The following is a 14,393-nucleotide window of genomic DNA, read 5'->3' as shown; positions in this document are numbered from 1 at the left end:
TAGATGTCGGTCGAGTTCATCGGCTTTATCGCCAACAGCAATGCTTCCGAGACCATCGTGCGCCAGGGACCGGTGCTCGATCCCGCCTATATCGAGACGGTCGCCAAAGCGCATGAGCTCGCCGGCTTCGACCGCGCGCTGCTGGCCTTCCATTCGACGACGCCCGATGCGCTGCAGGTTGCCCAGCACGTGCTGACCATCACCAAGAAGCTCAAGGTGATGATCGCGCAGCGTCCGGGCTTCACGGCGCCGACATTGCTGGCGCGCCAGCTCGCCACGCTCGACCAGCTCTATGGCGGCCGCGTCTCGCTGCACGTCATCACCGGCGGCAACGCCATCGAGCTGCGCCAGGACGGCAACACGCTCGACGACAAGGACGAGCGCTACGCCCGCACCAGCGAGTTCCTCGACGTCGTGCAGCTGGAATGGACCAGCGAGAAGCCGTTCAACTACAGCGGCAAATACTACACCGTCGAGAACGGCTTTTCGCAGGTGAAGCCGCAGCAGGCGGGCGGCATCTACACCTTCGTCGGCGGCGGCTCCGATGCCGCGATCGAGGTCTCGGGCAAGCATGCCGACACCTTTGCGCTGTGGGGCGAATCCTATGCGCAGGTGCGCGACGTCACCGCGCGGGTGCGTGCGGCGGCCGCCAGGCATGGGAGGCCAAGCCCGCGCTTCAGCCTGTCGGTGCGGCCGATCCTCGCCGATACCGAGGAGAAGGCGTGGAAGAAGGCCGACGAGATCCTCGAACGCGCCACCGCGCTGCAGGACCAGACCGGCTACCGCCGGCCCAATCACGCGACCGACGGTGCCAAGCGCCTGCTGGCGCTCGCCGACCAGGGCGCGCGCATCGACAAGCGGCTGTGGACCGAGGTCGCAAAGCTCACCGGCGCCAACAGCAACAGCACGGCGCTGGTCGGCACGCCCGAACAGGTCGCCGAAGTGTTCGGCGACTACTACGACCTCGGCGTCAGCCACTTCCTGATCCGGGGTTTCGATCCGCTGCCCGATGCCATCGACTATGGCCGCGAGCTGATCCCGCTGACGCGCGAATTGATCGCCAGGCGCCAGGCCGTTCGCGGCGAGGCGGCGGAATGATCCGTCTCGTGCTGGCCGGCGCGCTGCTGTTTGCCTCATTTGGGCAGGCGTCGGCGCAAACCACGCTGCGCGTCGGCGACCAGAAGGGCAATTCGCAGGCCGTGATGGAAGCCGCCGGCGTGCTCAAGGATCTCCCGTACAAGATCGAGTGGAAGGAGTTTCCGGCAGCAGCGCCGCTGCTGGAGGCGCTCAGCGCCGGCGCGATCGAGACCGGGCTCGTGGGCGACGCGCCCTTCACCTTTGCCGCTGCGTCCGGTGCGCCGGTGAAGGCGATCGCCGCCATCCGCCAGACGCGCGAGGGGCTCGCGATCCTCGTGCCCGAGAATTCGCCGATCAAGAGCTTTGCAGATCTGCGCGGCAAGAAAATCGCGACTGGCCGCGGCTCGATCGGCCATCAGCTCATTCTCGCCGCGCTGGAGAAGAACGGCTGGGCGGCGTCCGACGTGCAGATCGCGTTCCTGGCGCCGTCGGATGCCAAGATCGCCTATACGCAAGGGTCGGTCGATGCGTGGTCGACCTGGGAGCCCTATGTCAGCCAGGAAGAGGTGCTGTTCAGGTCGAGGCGGATCATCACGTCGGAAGGGCTGACGCCGGGCCTGAGCTTCCAGGTGGCGCGGCCGGATGCCATCCGCGACAAGCGCGCGGAGCTGACGGATTTCGTGCGGCGGCTGACCGCCGCGCGGGCGTGGTCGCTGAACAATATCGACAGCTATGCCGCGACCTGGGGCAGGCTGATGAACATCCCGACCGCCGTGCCGCAGAACTGGCTGTCGCGCGCAAAGATCCGCATCGCGCCGATCGACGACGGCGTGGTCGCGGACGAGCAGGGCACGATCGATCTCTATTTCCGCTGGGGCCTGATCAAGCAGAAGCTCGATGCCGCCGAGATCGTCGACCGCTCGTTTGCAGACGCGATCGCGAGGGCGGGGCTGTAGAGCCTCTACGCACACTCTCGTGTCCCGGACGCGCTGCAGCGCGCAGCGCTGCTGCGCAGAGCCGGGACCCATAGCGTCCGGATTGCTCTCAGATGTGGGCCCCGGCTCTGCAGCGCACCACTGCGTGACGCGCTGCGTCCGGGGCACGAGACTTCACAAGGCTCTCAAGCAAGCGTGAAGCGGAGAGAGCGCTTTCCAATCCCGGTGCTCTCCCCGAAGCATTCCTTCTACTCCATGCGCGGGTTGCGATAGCTCCATTGCTATTTGCACTCCCTCCCTTGCGCGCCGCCGCATCCCCTCAAAAATCAATCCGACGACCACATCGGGAGACCGGCCATGGGCCTGCAAGAAACAAAAATCGAATCGCTTCCCTTCGTCACTGCCGAACTCAACTATCTCGCGCCTGTTACGGGCAAGCCGCGCACCTATGCCTTCGATCCGCCGCCGGGCGAGCCCAAGAGCACGTCGCTGCCGGAGCCGCATCAGGTGCCGGTGTTCGATGCCCGGCTGATTGCTGACAATTTCTCGCTCGATCGCGAAGGCTTTGCGCTGGTGCGGCATCCGACCCGGGTGAAGGACTTCTACAACGAGGAGGAAATCCGCGCCGTCTACTACCCCGCCGTCGAAGCGTTCCTGCGTGCGACGCTGAAGGCCGACCGCGTCGTCATTTTCGACCACACCGTCCGCAGGCGTGTCGAGGGCGCGCCGGATATCCGCGACGGTGGTCCGCGCCAGCCGGCGACGCGCGTCCATGTCGACCAGACAGATGTCTCCGGCGCCAATCGCGTGCGCGAGCACCTGCCTGACGAGGCCGAGGAGCTGCTGAAGGGGCGCGTGCAGGTGATCAATCTGTGGCGGCCGATCCGCGGACCTTTGCGCGATTCACCGCTGGCCATGGCCGACGGCACGACGGTTAAGCCCGATGATCTCGTCGCCTCCGACCTGATCTATCCCAACCGCCGCGGCGAGACCTATTCGGTGAAATACAATCCGAACCACCGCTGGTTCTATTTCCCGGAGATGACGCCCGACGAGGCGCTGCTGCTCAAGTGCTACGATTCCGCAACCGACGGCCGCACCCGTTTCGGGCCGCATACCGCGTTCGTCGATCCGACCACGCCTGCCGATGCGCCGCCGCGCGAAAGCATCGAGGTCCGCACGCTGGTGTTCCACAAGTCGTAACAAAGTGTGATGGCCCTGCCGGGTCCTTCCCGGCAGGGTTCCTGGAACCGCGGGGAACAAAACCGCGTTTGCAGCGCCGGGCAGGGCCAACCGGGAGCGGTGCCGTGCGAGCGCAAACGATAGTCGTGCTTTGTTTGACCACTTCATCTCTCGCCTTCATCTCCGTTGCAAATGCCGAAAGCGGGCTGGCCTCCTATTACGGATATGGACGGGCCGGCAAAGGCGGTGAGCTGACCTGCGCGCATCGCACGCGTCCGTTCGGCACTGTCCTGAGAGTGTCCTACAGCGGGCGCACGATCCAATGCCGCGTGAACGATCGCGGTCCGTTCATCCGCGGCCGCATCGTCGATCTCTCGGTGCCCGCGGCCCGCGCGCTCGGCATGATGAGCGCCGGCGTGGTGCGGGTCTCGGTGGATTAGGCCTGCGAGCGCGCTATAGTGCCGCCCAAAGCAGGGGGGCACTATGGCCAGGATCAGGGTGGGACTCGTCGGCTGCGGCTTCGTGTCGGAGCTGCACATGTATGCATTCCGGCGCGTCTACGGCGTGGACGTCGAGGTCGCGGCGGTCGCCGCGCGCGGCGACAAGGTCGTCGAATTTGCCCGGCATCACAATATTCCGAGGGTCTATCGCAGCTTCGCGGAAATCATCGCCGACCGCGAGCTCGACGTCATCGACATCTGCACGCCGCCCAACCTCCATGCGGAGATGATCGTCGCCAGCATGCAGGCCGGCAAGCACGTGATCTGCGAAAAGCCGTTCGCCGGCTATTTCGGTCGGGACGGGGACAAGCTGCCGATCGGCAAGCACGTGCCGAAGGCGCTGATGTACGAGCGCGTGATCGAGGAGATGGACAGGACGCGGGCCGCGATCGAGCGGACCGGGAAACTGTTCATGTATGCCGAGGACTGGATCTACGCGCCGGCGGTGACCAAGACCGCGGAGATCATCAGGGCCACCAGGGACAAGATCCTGTTCATGAAGGGCGAGGAAAGCCATTCCGGCTCGCACGCCGCGCATGCGGCGCAATGGGCGATGACCGGCGGCGGTTCGCTGATCCGCATGGGCTGCCATCCGCTCTCGGCCGTGCTCTATCTGAAGCAGGTCGAGGCCAAGGCGCGCGGCGAAAACATCCGCGTCGCCAGCGTCACCGGTGATGTCGGCAACGTCACCGCCGTGCTCAAGCCCGAGGAGCGCGGCTACATCAAGGCCAATCCCGTGGACGTTGAGGACTGGGGCACGCTGACCGCGACGTTCTCCGACGGCACCAAGGCAACCGTCTTCTCCGGCGACATGATCATGGGCGGCGTGCGCAATCTGATCGAGACCTACACGTCCGGCGGCTCGCTGTTCGCCAACATCACGCCGAACACGCACCTGATGAGCTACCAGACCAGCGAGGAAAAGCTCGCCAGCGTCTACATCACCGAGAAGGTCGACCGTAAAACCGGCTGGCAATATGTCTGCCTGGAGGAGGAGTGGACGCGCGGCTATCTCCAGGAGATCCAGGACTTCATGGAATGCGCCGCGACCGGCCGCCAGCCGCTGTCGGACCTCGCGCTGGCCTACGAGACGATCAAGGTGAACTATGCCGGCTACTGGGCTGCGGAGGAGGGGCGGCGCGTGGTGTTGTAAAATGCCACCACGCGCTTGATGCTGGGCGAACTTGTCGCCTACCAGGTCCCGATAGCCATCATGATGACAATGGTCATGCACGAAAGGCAGGCAACCGATACGGTATAGAATTCAGGTGTGCTCATTATTGCCTCCTGAAAAATGCCCCCTTCGTGAAATGCTGCTGACGACGGGTGAAGCGTCTATTTCTTGACGCGCTTCAGTGCCGGGTCGTGCGGTTCATCCGTTCCGTCGACATCGCCGGAATCGGTGGGGTCATTGTCCGCCGCGAAGAGTTCGGCATGCTTGCCCGTCAGCAAAAGCTGCTTGCGCATCTCGGCAAGGCGGGCGCGGCAAAACTCCTTGTAGAGCAATTCGAATATGGCGGGCATTGGCACCCCCATCGCTGGAATTCACGTTCTGAAAATTTCCGATGTCTGCCGGATGGCTCCGCAATGCGAGCTGCATCCTGTAAATGCGATCATCGGACAAGAATCGAATTATGGCGTGAAATCAGCGTGAAACGAAATCGCGATGGGGTAAGAGAGCACCGGACGCGGGGAAAAAATAGACGAGAGGTTCGCGCGTCGCGTGAACCTCTCGTCGGCTTCTCCGATCTCGCGAGCCAATCACCACTATAGGGTGAGGCGCGCAGTCATTGCGCTACGCGCCGTAGGTCGAGCCCTTCGGCAGCGGAAACACCGGGTCCTGCGTGCGGATGTTGGTCGGCCACACCACCGAGATGCGTTCGCCTGCGTTCTGCATCACGACGGGAGTCGAGCGTTCGTTCTGCCCCGACATCGGCGTGCCCGGCGGAAAGAATTTGACGCCATAACCCTGAACGGTGCCGCCCGCGGGAATGTCGACGTCGAGTGCAGCCTTGCGGACCGCCTCGGGTTCGAAGCTGCCATACTTCTCCTTGGCCACCGGCAGCACGTTGTTGAGCAACAGCCAGGTCTGGTTGAAGCCCATCGAGCAGTGCGGCGGCACTTCGGTGGCGCCGGTCGCGGCCTTGTAGCGCGTGACCATGGCCTTGGTCAGATCGCCGATGCCCGGCGCGAGTTTTGCGGGATCGAGCAATTGCGCCGGCACCGGATCGATGTTGCAGAAATTGTCGATGTCGGCGCCGAACGTGGCGCGCAGCTTGTCGAGCTGGCTGTAGCCGGCACCTGCCCCGAACAGCATCTTGAAGCGCAGCCCGCTCTCGCGCGCCTGGCGCAGGAACAGGGTGATGTCGGGGTTGTAGCCGGCATGCGAGATCACATCGACCTTGGCGCGCTTGAGCTTGGTGACGAGCACCGAGAGATCGGGCGCAGACGCCGAATACCCCTCGCGCATCACCACCTGGATGCCGGCCTCCTTGGCATAAGCCTCGTCCGCCGCGGCGACGCCGACGCCGTACGGACCGTCCTCATGGATCAGCGCGACCTTGACCTCCTTGGGCTCCATGCCGAGCTTGGCTTTCGCATGCTCGGCGAGGAAGCCGGCGAAGGCCTGGCCGTATTGATCCGAATGGATCTGCGCGCGAAACACGTATTGCAGGTTCTTGTCCTTGAACACAGCGGTCGAGACCGCGGTCGTGATCCAGAGGATCTTCTTCTGCTGCTCGACCTTCGCGGCCATCGGCACCGCGTGCGCGCTGGAATAGACGCCGTTGATGATGTCGATCTTTTCCTGGTTGATCAGGCGTTCGGCCTCGTTGATCGCAACATCGGCCTTGCTCTGGGAGTCCGCGGCGACGGGCACGATCTTGGTCTTGCCGCCGATGCCGCCCTTCTCGTTGACGAGATCGATGGCGATCTGCGCGCCGACCGAGGAGGCAACCGAGCCGCCGGCCGCGAACGGGCCGGTGAGGTCGTAGATCAGCCCGATGCGTAAACTCTCGGCTTGCGCCTGGGCCCGTGTCCAATCGAGGCTGAGTGCAGCGGCGGCAGCCGCCGAGCCCTTCAGCAGCTGCCTGCGAGAAGTCGGCATCCTATCCTCCCTCAAAACCCGTCTGTTTGATTGGTCTTGTTATTTTTTTGCGAATTATGGCGAGCGGGGTTGCGGAAAGTCAACAAGGCGAAAGTCGGGGGCGGCCCTCCCAGGGAGCCTCAGTGCGAGCGCGATCGTCGGTCCCTCCCGCGTCATGGCCGGGCTTGTCCCGGCCATCCACGCCTTGCCCACGCGGCACACAACGTGGATGCCCGGGACAAGCCCGGGCATGACGGCCTCCGTGACGTTCGAACGCTATCGACGCCCCGGACGCAAATGCGAAATGATCGACGATGAGAACGGACGCTATTGCTCCAGGCGGCGGGCGAGATAGCGCGCCGTCTTCCCACCGGCCTTGCCGCCGCTCCTGGCGACCTGATGCGGCGTTCCCGACGCGACGATATGGCCGCCTTCGTCACCGGCACCGGGACCGAGATCGATGATCCAGTCGCTGTGGCAGATGACGTCCATGTCATGCTCGACCACGACCACGCTGTTGCCGGCGTCCACGATCCGGTCGAGTTGGGCGATCAGGCGCTCGACGTCGCGCGGGTGAAGACCGGTGGTCGGCTCGTCCAGAACATAGAGCGTGTGTCCGCGTTGCGGACGCATCAGCTCGGTCGCCAGCTTGATGCGCTGCGCTTCGCCGCCGGACAATTCGGTGGCGGACTGGCCGAGGCGGATATAGCCGAGGCCGACTTCGCGGACGACCGACAGCGACCGGTTCAGCGCGGCATCGCCCTCGAAGAAGTCGAAGGCCTCGTCGACCCGCATGGCCAGCACGTCCGCGATGGATTTTTCGCGTATCTTCACCTCGAGCGTCTTGTCGTTGTAGCGCGCGCCCTTGCAGGTCGGGCAGGGCGCATAGACGCTGGGCAGGAACAGCAGCTCGACACAGACGAACCCTTCGCCCTCGCAGGTCGCGCAGCGGCCCTTCGTGACATTGAACGAGAAGCGCCCGGCGTCGTAGCGGCGGGCCTTGGCCTGGGGCGTTGCCGCGAACAGTTTCCGCACGTGGTCGAACAGGCCGGTATAGGTCGCAAGGTTGGATCGCGGCGTGCGGCCGATCGGCTTTTGATCGACGACAACGAGGCGATCGACCTTGTCGAGGCCGGCGACGATCCTGCCGCCCAATGTCTCGACGGTGGGGGCCAGGCTGTCGTCCTCGGACTCGGCGGCAAGCGCGTGGCCGAGATGTTCGGCCACGGCCTCGACGAGGAACTGGCTGACGAGGCTCGACTTACCGGAGCCCGATACGCCGGTGACGCTGGCGATCACGCCCAAGGGAATATCGACGTCGAGGCCGCGCAGATTGTTGCGGACCACGCCCCTGATCTTCAGATGCCCCTTCGGCTCGCGACGCGTCGTCGGCAGCTTCCGGCGCGGATGCGCGAGATAGGTCGCGGTTCGCGATTGCCCGATCTCGCCGAGCCCTGCCGGCGGCCCGCTATAGAGGATGCGTCCGCCGCCGTCGCCGGCATCGGGCCCGACATCCACCAGCCAGTCGGCGTGCCTGATCACCTCGATCTCGTGCTCGACCACGAAGATCGAATTGCCGGCGTGTTTCAGGCGATCCAGCGCCCGCAGCAGCGCCTCGGTATCGGCGGGATGCAGGCCGGCGGACGGCTCGTCCAGCACGTAGACCACGCCGAACAGGTTGGAGCGAACCTGCGTCGCCAGCCGCAGGCGCTGCAGCTCGCCCGGTGACAGCGTCGGCGTGCTGCGCTCGCAGGCGAGATAGCCGAGGCCGAGGTCGAGCAGGACGGCGAGGCGCGCCGACAGATCCTCGCAGATGCGCCGGGCGACGACGGTCTTCTCCGACTTGTCCGGGGATGGCTTTGCAAACGGCTTGATCAGCTCGTGCAGCTGCTTGAGCGGCAGATGCGACATCTCGGCGATGTTGAGCCCTGCGAACTTTACCTTCAGCGCCTCGGGCTTCAGCCGCGTGCCATGACAGGTCGGGCAGTCCCGCGTGACCATGAATTGCGCGACGCGGCGCTTCATCATCGCACTCTCGGACTTGGCGTAGGTCTGCATCACGTAGCGCTTTGCGCCGGTGAACGTGCCCTGGTAGCTCGGCTCCTCCTTGCGGCGCAGGGCGCGCTTGACCTCGGCGGCATCGTAGCCGGCATAGACCGGTACGGTCGGCTGCTCCTCGGTGAACAGGATCCAGTCGCGGTCCTTCTTGGGCAACTCGCGCCAGGGCTTGTCGACGTCGTAGCCGAGCGTGGTCAGGATGTCCCTGAGGTTCTGGCCCTGCCAGGCGCTCGGCCAGGCCGCGACGGCGCGCTCGCGGATCGTCCTGGTGTCGTCGGGCACCATGGATTTCTCGGTGACGTCGAGCATCCTGCCGATGCCGTGGCAGGTCGGGCAGGCACCCTCCGGCGTGTTCGGCGAGAACGCCTCCGCATAGAGCATCGGTTGTCCCCGCGGATAGTCGCCGGCGCGGGAATAGAGCATCCGAAGCAGGTTGGAGATGGTCGTCACGCTGCCGACGGACGACCGTGTCGTCGGCGCGCCGCGCTGCTGCTGCAGCGCCACGGCGGGCGGCAAGCCCTCGATGTCGTCCACTTCAGGGATCTGCATCTGGTGGAAAAGGCGCCGGGCATAGGGCGACACCGATTCCAGATAGCGCCGCTGGGCCTCGGCATAGATCGTCCCGAAGGCGAGCGAGGATTTGCCGGAGCCCGAGACGCCGGTGAACACGACGAGGGCATTCCGCGGAATCCTGACGTCGACGTTCTTGAGGTTGTGCTCGCGCGCGCCCCGGACCCGGACGAAGCCGTCGTCCTGCATCAGGCCGTCAGTTTGCTTTGGTCGATCGTCCATCCGGCGCCTCCACCCCGATTTGGGGATTAACGGCAAGATCGCAGGATGGGTCCTGTCAGGCCAGCGCCCCAGTTCCGTTCTGCACAAAACAGAAAGGTCCGCCGCTTGGCAGCGGCGGGCCTTGCAAGGACGATGACGCTGTCCGGCTACGAGCCGGTTACTGCGACAGCTTCACGAAGTTCGGAAACTTCATCTTGCCTTCGGCGATCTTCTCCGGCCAGACCACGACCTGCTTCTGATCCTGCCACTGGAAGACGAGGCCCGTCACCGTACCCGGGCCGGACTTGATGCCGTGGGTGAACTCGTCGTTCTTGCCGTAGAACTGGATCTGGCCGATCGTGCCCTCGTAGTCGGTCTTCTCGAGCTCGGCCACCATCTTGTCGGGGTCGGTCGAGCCGGCGCGCTTGATCGCGTCGGTGATGATGTAGACCTCGTCATAGGCGGTGTAGCCGGTATAGGCCGGCGGCGTGCCGAACTTGGCCTTGAAGGCGGCCGCGAATGGCTTCGTCTTCGAGGTCACGGAGACATCGGGGGTTGCCACCGCGAGCGACGGGATGCCGTCGGCGGCGCCGTTGGTGTCCTTCCAGAAGGTCGGGCTCAGCGCCTGCGCGCTGATGCCGAACATCGGGATCGGCACCTGCTGGTTCTTCCACTGCACCGTCGGCTGCACGCCGACATGCGAGATGCCCGTCACGATCACGTCGGGCTTCTTAGCTTCGATGTTGTTGAAGATCGGCGTGAAGTCGGTGGTGTCGGGCGAGAAGCGCACATGCTCGACCACCTTGAGCCCGGCCTTGGGCAGGCAGGCTTCGTAGCCGACGTCGAGCGGCTTGGTCCAGGCGGCGTCCTCGCTCATGATCGCGACCGTCTTGAACTTGAGCTTGTCGACCAGCAGCTCCTTGGCGGCGTCGCAGACGAGCTGGGCCTGGGCTGCCGAGGTCAAATAGCCGTGGAAGGTGTACTTGTTCTTCTCATAGTCGTTGTGGATCGCCTTGGTGATCTCGTTCGAGGCCGCTCCCGGCGTGATCAGCGGCATCTTCAGCCGCGCCGCCCAGGGCTCCAGCGCCAGCACGACCTCGGAGATGTAGCTCGCGATCACGGCGGAGACCTTGTCCTCGCTCACCGCGCGCTGGAAGGCGCGCACCGAGTCGGCCGAGGAGCTCTTGTTGTCATAGGTGACGATCTCGACCTTGCGGCCGAGGATGCCGCCCTTGGCATTGATCTCGTCGGCGGCGATCTGCGCGCCGCCCGGGGTCGCCGCACCCGCGATCGACTGCACCTCGGCAATGACGCCGATCTTGATCGGATCGTTCGACTGCGCGTAGGCCGGCGCGGCAAGGCAGAGCGCCAGTGCCGAGGCGATGAAGCTGCCGCTGAGAACTGAAGTTCGCATGGTCGTTTCCCTTTCTATGCTTTTTGTTGATGTCGACGGGCTTACAGAAAATCGGCGCCGGCTTCGCTCGCGAAGCGGGCGGGATCGCCCTCCCAGACGATCCTCGCATGCTCCAGCACATAGACGCGATCGGCGTGCGGCAGGGCGAAGGTGACGTTCTGCTCGCCGAGCAGCACCGTGATCGCCGTGGTCTGCCGCAGCCTGGTCAGCGCCTTGGACAATTGCTCGAGGATGACGGGAGCAAGGCCCAGCGTCGGCTCGTCCAGGATCAGGATCTGCGGCTGCATCATCAGCGCGCGGCCGATCGCGAGCATCTGCTGCTCGCCGCCCGAGAGCGTCTGCGCCATCTGGCCCTGGCGCTCCCTCAGGATCGGAAACAGCTCGAACAGCCAGGCGAGCTGCGCGGCGCGCTTGTCGTCGGCGAGATGCTGCCCGCCGAGATCGAGGTTTTCCCGCACGCTCATCTCGCCGAACAGCTCGCGCGACTCAGGGCATTGCACGAGGCCGCTGCGCGCGATCTTCGCAGGACTCGTGCCGCGCAGCTTCTCGCCGCCGCGCACGATCTCGCCGCTATAGGGCAGGAAGCCGGAGATGGTGTTGAACAGCGTGGTCTTGCCGGCGCCGTTGAGGCCGACCACGGAGACGAACTCGCCCTCGTGGACGTGGATCGAGACGTTCTCCAGCGCCTGGGCCTTGCCGTAGAACACGCTGACATTCTCGACCTGGAGCAGCGGCACCTTGTCCTTGAAGCTGGTCTCGGGCCGCGCATGGGTCTCGATGGCGCCGCCGAGATAGACCCGGCGGACGGTCTCGTTCTTCATGACGTCTTCGGCCTTGCCGGTGACGATCTCCTCGCCGAGATACATCGCGAGCACGCGGTCGACCAGCGCGGCGACGCTCTTGACGTTGTGGTCCACCAGCATCACCGCGCGGCCCTCGTCGCGGAAGCTGCGGATCAGGTCGGAGAAGATGTCGACCTCGGCCCGCGTCAGCCCGGCAAACGGCTCGTCCACCAGCACGACCTTGGGATCGCGTGCGATCGCCTTGGCGAGCTCGAGCCGGCGCAAATCGGCGAAAGGCAGCGTCGGCGGTCGGCGGTTCATGACGCTGCCGAGCCCGACGCGCTCGGCGATCCACTTGGCGCGCTCGACCAGCGCCTTGTCCGGAAACAGCATGAACAGGCTATCCGGCAGCAGCGCGACCAGGATGTTCTCCAGCACCGTCTGCCGGTTCAACGGCCGGGAGTGCTGGAACACCATGCCAAACCCCTTGCGCGCGATCTTGTGCGCGGGCAGGCCGGCGACGTTCTCGCCTTCGAAGATGACGTCGCCCGCGGTCGGGCGCTCGATCCCCATCACGCTCTTCATCGCGGTCGACTTGCCCGAGCCGTTCGGCCCGATCAGGCCGAAGATCTCGCCGCTGTTGACCTCGAAGCCGAGGTTCTTCACCGCGGTCAGTCCGCCGAAGCGCTTGGTCAGGCCGCGGACTTCGAGCACGGCGCGGTTTGAAAGCCTCATATCCATCACGAACGAGCCTCGCGCGAGAGGGCCGCCCCGAGGAAGCCGCCGGGGAAGAACAGCACGACGAGAAGCGCGACCGCCGAGACGATGAAGGTCGCGAGCTCGCCGGTCGGCCGCAGGAACTCGCCGGCCACGATCAGGAAGATCGCGCCCAGCGCCGCGCCGAGCACGGTGCGCCGGCCGCCGAGCACGGCCGAGACGATCACGTTGACGCCGACCGCGACGTCCACGACGGTGCCGACCGAGGCGGTGCCGAAGTAGAACACGAGGAGCGCGCCCGAGAGCCCCGAGAAGAACGCCGAGACGATGAAGGCGGCGAGCTTGTGCTTGACGATGTTGAAGCCGAGCGCGCCGGCCTGCACCGGGTCCTGGCCGCTCGCCTGCAGCACGAGGCCGATCGGCGATTGCGACAGGCCGTAGAGGATCGCCGCCGAGATCGTCATGAAGCCGAGCGCGATCCAGTAATTGGTGCCGGCATTGATGCTGATGACGTCGGGGATGGTGAGGCCGATCTCACCGCCGGTGAGGTCGGCGAACACAACGATGAAGTTCTGCAGCATCAACACGGCGACCAGCGTGGTCAGGCCGAAATAGGGGCCGCGCACCCTGAGCGCCGGCAGCGCTAGCACGAGGCCGGCAACGACGGAGGCGCTCGCGCCGAGAACGATGCAGAGATACACCGACCAGCCGAACTGGGCATTCAGGATGCCGGCCGTGTAGGCGCCGACGCCGATCAGGAAGGTCGGGCCGAAATTCACCTCGCCGGCGAAGCCGAACAGCAGGTCCCAGGCCATCGCGAACACGCCGAAATAGAACGCGACGGTGAGCAGGCCCAGCACGTAGCCGGAGACGTAGAAGGGCAGCGTCGCCGCGAGCACGACCAGCACAAGCGAGATGAAGAACAATCGCGAGGAGAAGAAGGTGGACATCTCAGCGCCTCCCCAGAAGGCCCTGGGGCCGGATGTACATCACGAAGACGAGCAGCAGCAGCGCCGGAATGGTGCGGTAGGCCGGCGAGACCAGGTAGGCGGTGAGCGTTTCGAGATAGCCGACCACGAAGGCGGCGATCAGCGAGCCGGAGACGCTGCCGAGGCCGCCGAGCACGACGATCGAGAACGCGCTCGCGGTCAGCGGTCCGACGCTGTAGGAGCTGACGCCCAGGAACATGCCGAGCAGCACGCCGGCGATGCCGGCGAGGATGCCGTAGATCGCCCAGACCACGATGTAGATATTGGTGAGCTCGAGCCCGAGCAGCGTCACGCCGCGCGGGTTCATCGAGGCCGCCAGCACCGCCTTGCCGGTGCGGGTGCGGTTCACCAGCAGCCACAGCAGTGCGATGACGAGGCAGCACACGATGGCGGTGAAGATCTCGTTCTTCGGCGTGCGCACGCCGAGGATCTCGACCACGCCCTCGACGATCGGCAGCACGGTCTTGGCGTTGTTGGTGAAGAAATAGGCGATCAGCTCCTGGATCATGATGCCCCAGAGCAGCGTGCCCGTGAGGACGAAGATCTCCTTCTCCTCGTTCGGAATGCGCCGGGAGTCCTGAATGGGCTTCACCACTGCGAAATAGGTGGCAAAGGCGGTGAGGAGCGCGACGCCGACACCGATCAGCGCGCCGGCATAAGTGCCGACATTGAGCACGCTGGCGGCGGCCCAGGCTGCGACCGCTGCGGCCACCATGATGGCACCGTGGGAGAGGTTGAGCACGCCCGAGACACCGAAGATCAGTGTGAAGCCGGTGGCACCGAGGGCGTAGAGGGCGCTGATGGCAAAGCCATCGATCAATATCTGGAAAGCTCGCATCTATGATTGGCCGGATGGCAGCCGGGCTGCCGCTTTGAGGGAAGG

At 65.1% G+C, this 14,393-nt stretch carries 12 protein-coding genes; 5 read left to right on the top strand and 7 right to left on the bottom strand.

Going from position 1 to position 14,393, the window contains the following annotated elements:
* Positions 1-3: 3 nt before the first annotated feature.
* The 5 genes from JQ617_RS11555 to JQ617_RS11535 all read left to right on the top strand — a co-directional run bounded on the left by JQ617_RS11555 (position 4) and on the right by JQ617_RS11535 (position 4,847).
* A complete protein-coding gene (locus JQ617_RS11555; protein ID WP_212026412.1) occupies positions 4-1,098 on the top strand; it encodes an LLM class flavin-dependent oxidoreductase in 1,095 nt (364 codons plus the stop codon).
* On the top strand, positions 1,095-2,033 hold the full coding sequence (locus tag JQ617_RS11550) for an ABC transporter substrate-binding protein (RefSeq protein WP_212026411.1): 939 nt from the start codon (positions 1,095-1,097) through the stop codon (positions 2,031-2,033). Before JQ617_RS11555 ends, JQ617_RS11550 begins: the two co-directional genes overlap by 4 nt.
* A 336-nt stretch (positions 2,034-2,369) precedes the next feature.
* The gene (locus tag JQ617_RS11545; protein WP_212026410.1) at positions 2,370-3,215 is read left to right on the top strand and encodes a CmcJ/NvfI family oxidoreductase; all 846 of its coding nucleotides are present in this window, start codon (positions 2,370-2,372) and stop codon (positions 3,213-3,215) included.
* Between the two features lie 104 nt (positions 3,216-3,319).
* Positions 3,320-3,634: a septal ring lytic transglycosylase RlpA family protein gene (locus JQ617_RS11540; RefSeq protein ID WP_212026409.1), complete on the top strand. Its 315-nt coding sequence runs from the start codon at positions 3,320-3,322 to the stop codon at positions 3,632-3,634.
* Between the two features lie 43 nt (positions 3,635-3,677).
* Positions 3,678-4,847 carry a Gfo/Idh/MocA family protein gene (locus tag JQ617_RS11535; RefSeq protein ID WP_212026408.1) on the top strand — a complete coding sequence of 390 codons (1,170 nt, stop codon included), beginning with the start codon at positions 3,678-3,680 and terminating at the stop codon, positions 4,845-4,847.
* 182 nt (positions 4,848-5,029) lie between these two features.
* On the opposite strand, the gene JQ617_RS11530 is transcribed toward JQ617_RS11535, so the two are convergent.
* From JQ617_RS11530 to JQ617_RS11500, 7 genes are all read right to left on the bottom strand, one after another.
* Positions 5,030-5,230 (bottom strand): hypothetical protein, encoded by a 201-nt coding sequence (locus JQ617_RS11530; RefSeq protein WP_145670289.1) that lies wholly within the window; start codon positions 5,228-5,230, stop codon positions 5,030-5,032.
* Between the two features lie 259 nt (positions 5,231-5,489).
* A complete protein-coding gene (locus JQ617_RS11525) occupies positions 5,490-6,800 on the bottom strand; it encodes an ABC transporter substrate-binding protein (RefSeq protein WP_145670290.1) in 1,311 nt (436 codons plus the stop codon).
* 306 nt (positions 6,801-7,106) lie between these two features.
* Complete coding sequence (uvrA, locus tag JQ617_RS11520; RefSeq protein ID WP_212026407.1) at positions 7,107-9,629, bottom strand: excinuclease ABC subunit UvrA; 2,523 nt, start codon at positions 9,627-9,629, stop codon at positions 7,107-7,109.
* A gap of 157 nt (positions 9,630-9,786) precedes the next feature.
* The gene (locus tag JQ617_RS11515) at positions 9,787-11,022 is read right to left on the bottom strand and encodes an ABC transporter substrate-binding protein (RefSeq protein WP_145670292.1); all 1,236 of its coding nucleotides are present in this window, start codon (positions 11,020-11,022) and stop codon (positions 9,787-9,789) included.
* A gap of 41 nt (positions 11,023-11,063) precedes the next feature.
* Complete coding sequence (locus JQ617_RS11510; RefSeq protein ID WP_212026811.1) at positions 11,064-12,545, bottom strand: ATP-binding cassette domain-containing protein; 1,482 nt, start codon at positions 12,543-12,545, stop codon at positions 11,064-11,066.
* Positions 12,545-13,471, bottom strand: coding sequence for a branched-chain amino acid ABC transporter permease (locus tag JQ617_RS11505; RefSeq protein ID WP_063688888.1), 927 nt, complete (start codon positions 13,469-13,471; stop codon positions 12,545-12,547). Before JQ617_RS11505 ends, JQ617_RS11510 begins: the two co-directional genes overlap by 1 nt.
* Position 13,472: 1 nt before the next feature.
* Positions 13,473-14,348, bottom strand: a complete 876-nt coding sequence (locus tag JQ617_RS11500; RefSeq protein ID WP_063688885.1) for a branched-chain amino acid ABC transporter permease — start codon at positions 14,346-14,348, stop codon at positions 13,473-13,475.
* Positions 14,349-14,393 lie beyond the last annotated feature (45 nt).

Origin of the sequence: Bradyrhizobium sp. KB893862 SZCCT0404 (assembly GCF_018130885.1) — a bacterium.
Classification (GTDB): domain Bacteria; phylum Pseudomonadota; class Alphaproteobacteria; order Rhizobiales; family Xanthobacteraceae; genus Bradyrhizobium; species Bradyrhizobium stylosanthis.
The sequence above is the reverse complement of the archived record's forward strand: the minus strand, read 5'-3'. Positions and strand labels throughout refer to the sequence as shown.

What these genes read in the sequence shown, in the direction of transcription:
- JQ617_RS11555 (WP_212026412.1), top strand. Translation starts at nt 4, where the DNA reads ATGTCGGTCGAGTTCATCGGCTTTATCGCCAACAGCAATGCTTCCGAG.
- JQ617_RS11550 (WP_212026411.1), top strand. Translation starts at nt 1,095, where the DNA reads ATGATCCGTCTCGTGCTGGCCGGCGCGCTGCTGTTTGCCTCATTTGGG.
- JQ617_RS11545 (WP_212026410.1), top strand. Translation starts at nt 2,370, where the DNA reads ATGGGCCTGCAAGAAACAAAAATCGAATCGCTTCCCTTCGTCACTGCC.
- JQ617_RS11535 (WP_212026408.1), top strand. Translation starts at nt 3,678, where the DNA reads ATGGCCAGGATCAGGGTGGGACTCGTCGGCTGCGGCTTCGTGTCGGAG.
- JQ617_RS11530 (WP_145670289.1), bottom strand. Translation starts at nt 5,230, where the DNA reads ATGGGGGTGCCAATGCCCGCCATATTCGAATTGCTCTACAAGGAGTTT.
- JQ617_RS11525 (WP_145670290.1), bottom strand. Translation starts at nt 6,800, where the DNA reads ATGCCGACTTCTCGCAGGCAGCTGCTGAAGGGCTCGGCGGCTGCCGCC.
- uvrA (WP_212026407.1), bottom strand. Translation starts at nt 9,629, where the DNA reads ATGGACGATCGACCAAAGCAAACTGACGGCCTGATGCAGGACGACGGC.
- JQ617_RS11515 (WP_145670292.1), bottom strand. Translation starts at nt 11,022, where the DNA reads ATGCGAACTTCAGTTCTCAGCGGCAGCTTCATCGCCTCGGCACTGGCG.
- JQ617_RS11510 (WP_212026811.1), bottom strand. Translation starts at nt 12,545, where the DNA reads ATGGATATGAGGCTTTCAAACCGCGCCGTGCTCGAAGTCCGCGGCCTG.
- JQ617_RS11505 (WP_063688888.1), bottom strand. Translation starts at nt 13,471, where the DNA reads ATGTCCACCTTCTTCTCCTCGCGATTGTTCTTCATCTCGCTTGTGCTG.
- JQ617_RS11500 (WP_063688885.1), bottom strand. Translation starts at nt 14,348, where the DNA reads ATGCGAGCTTTCCAGATATTGATCGATGGCTTTGCCATCAGCGCCCTC.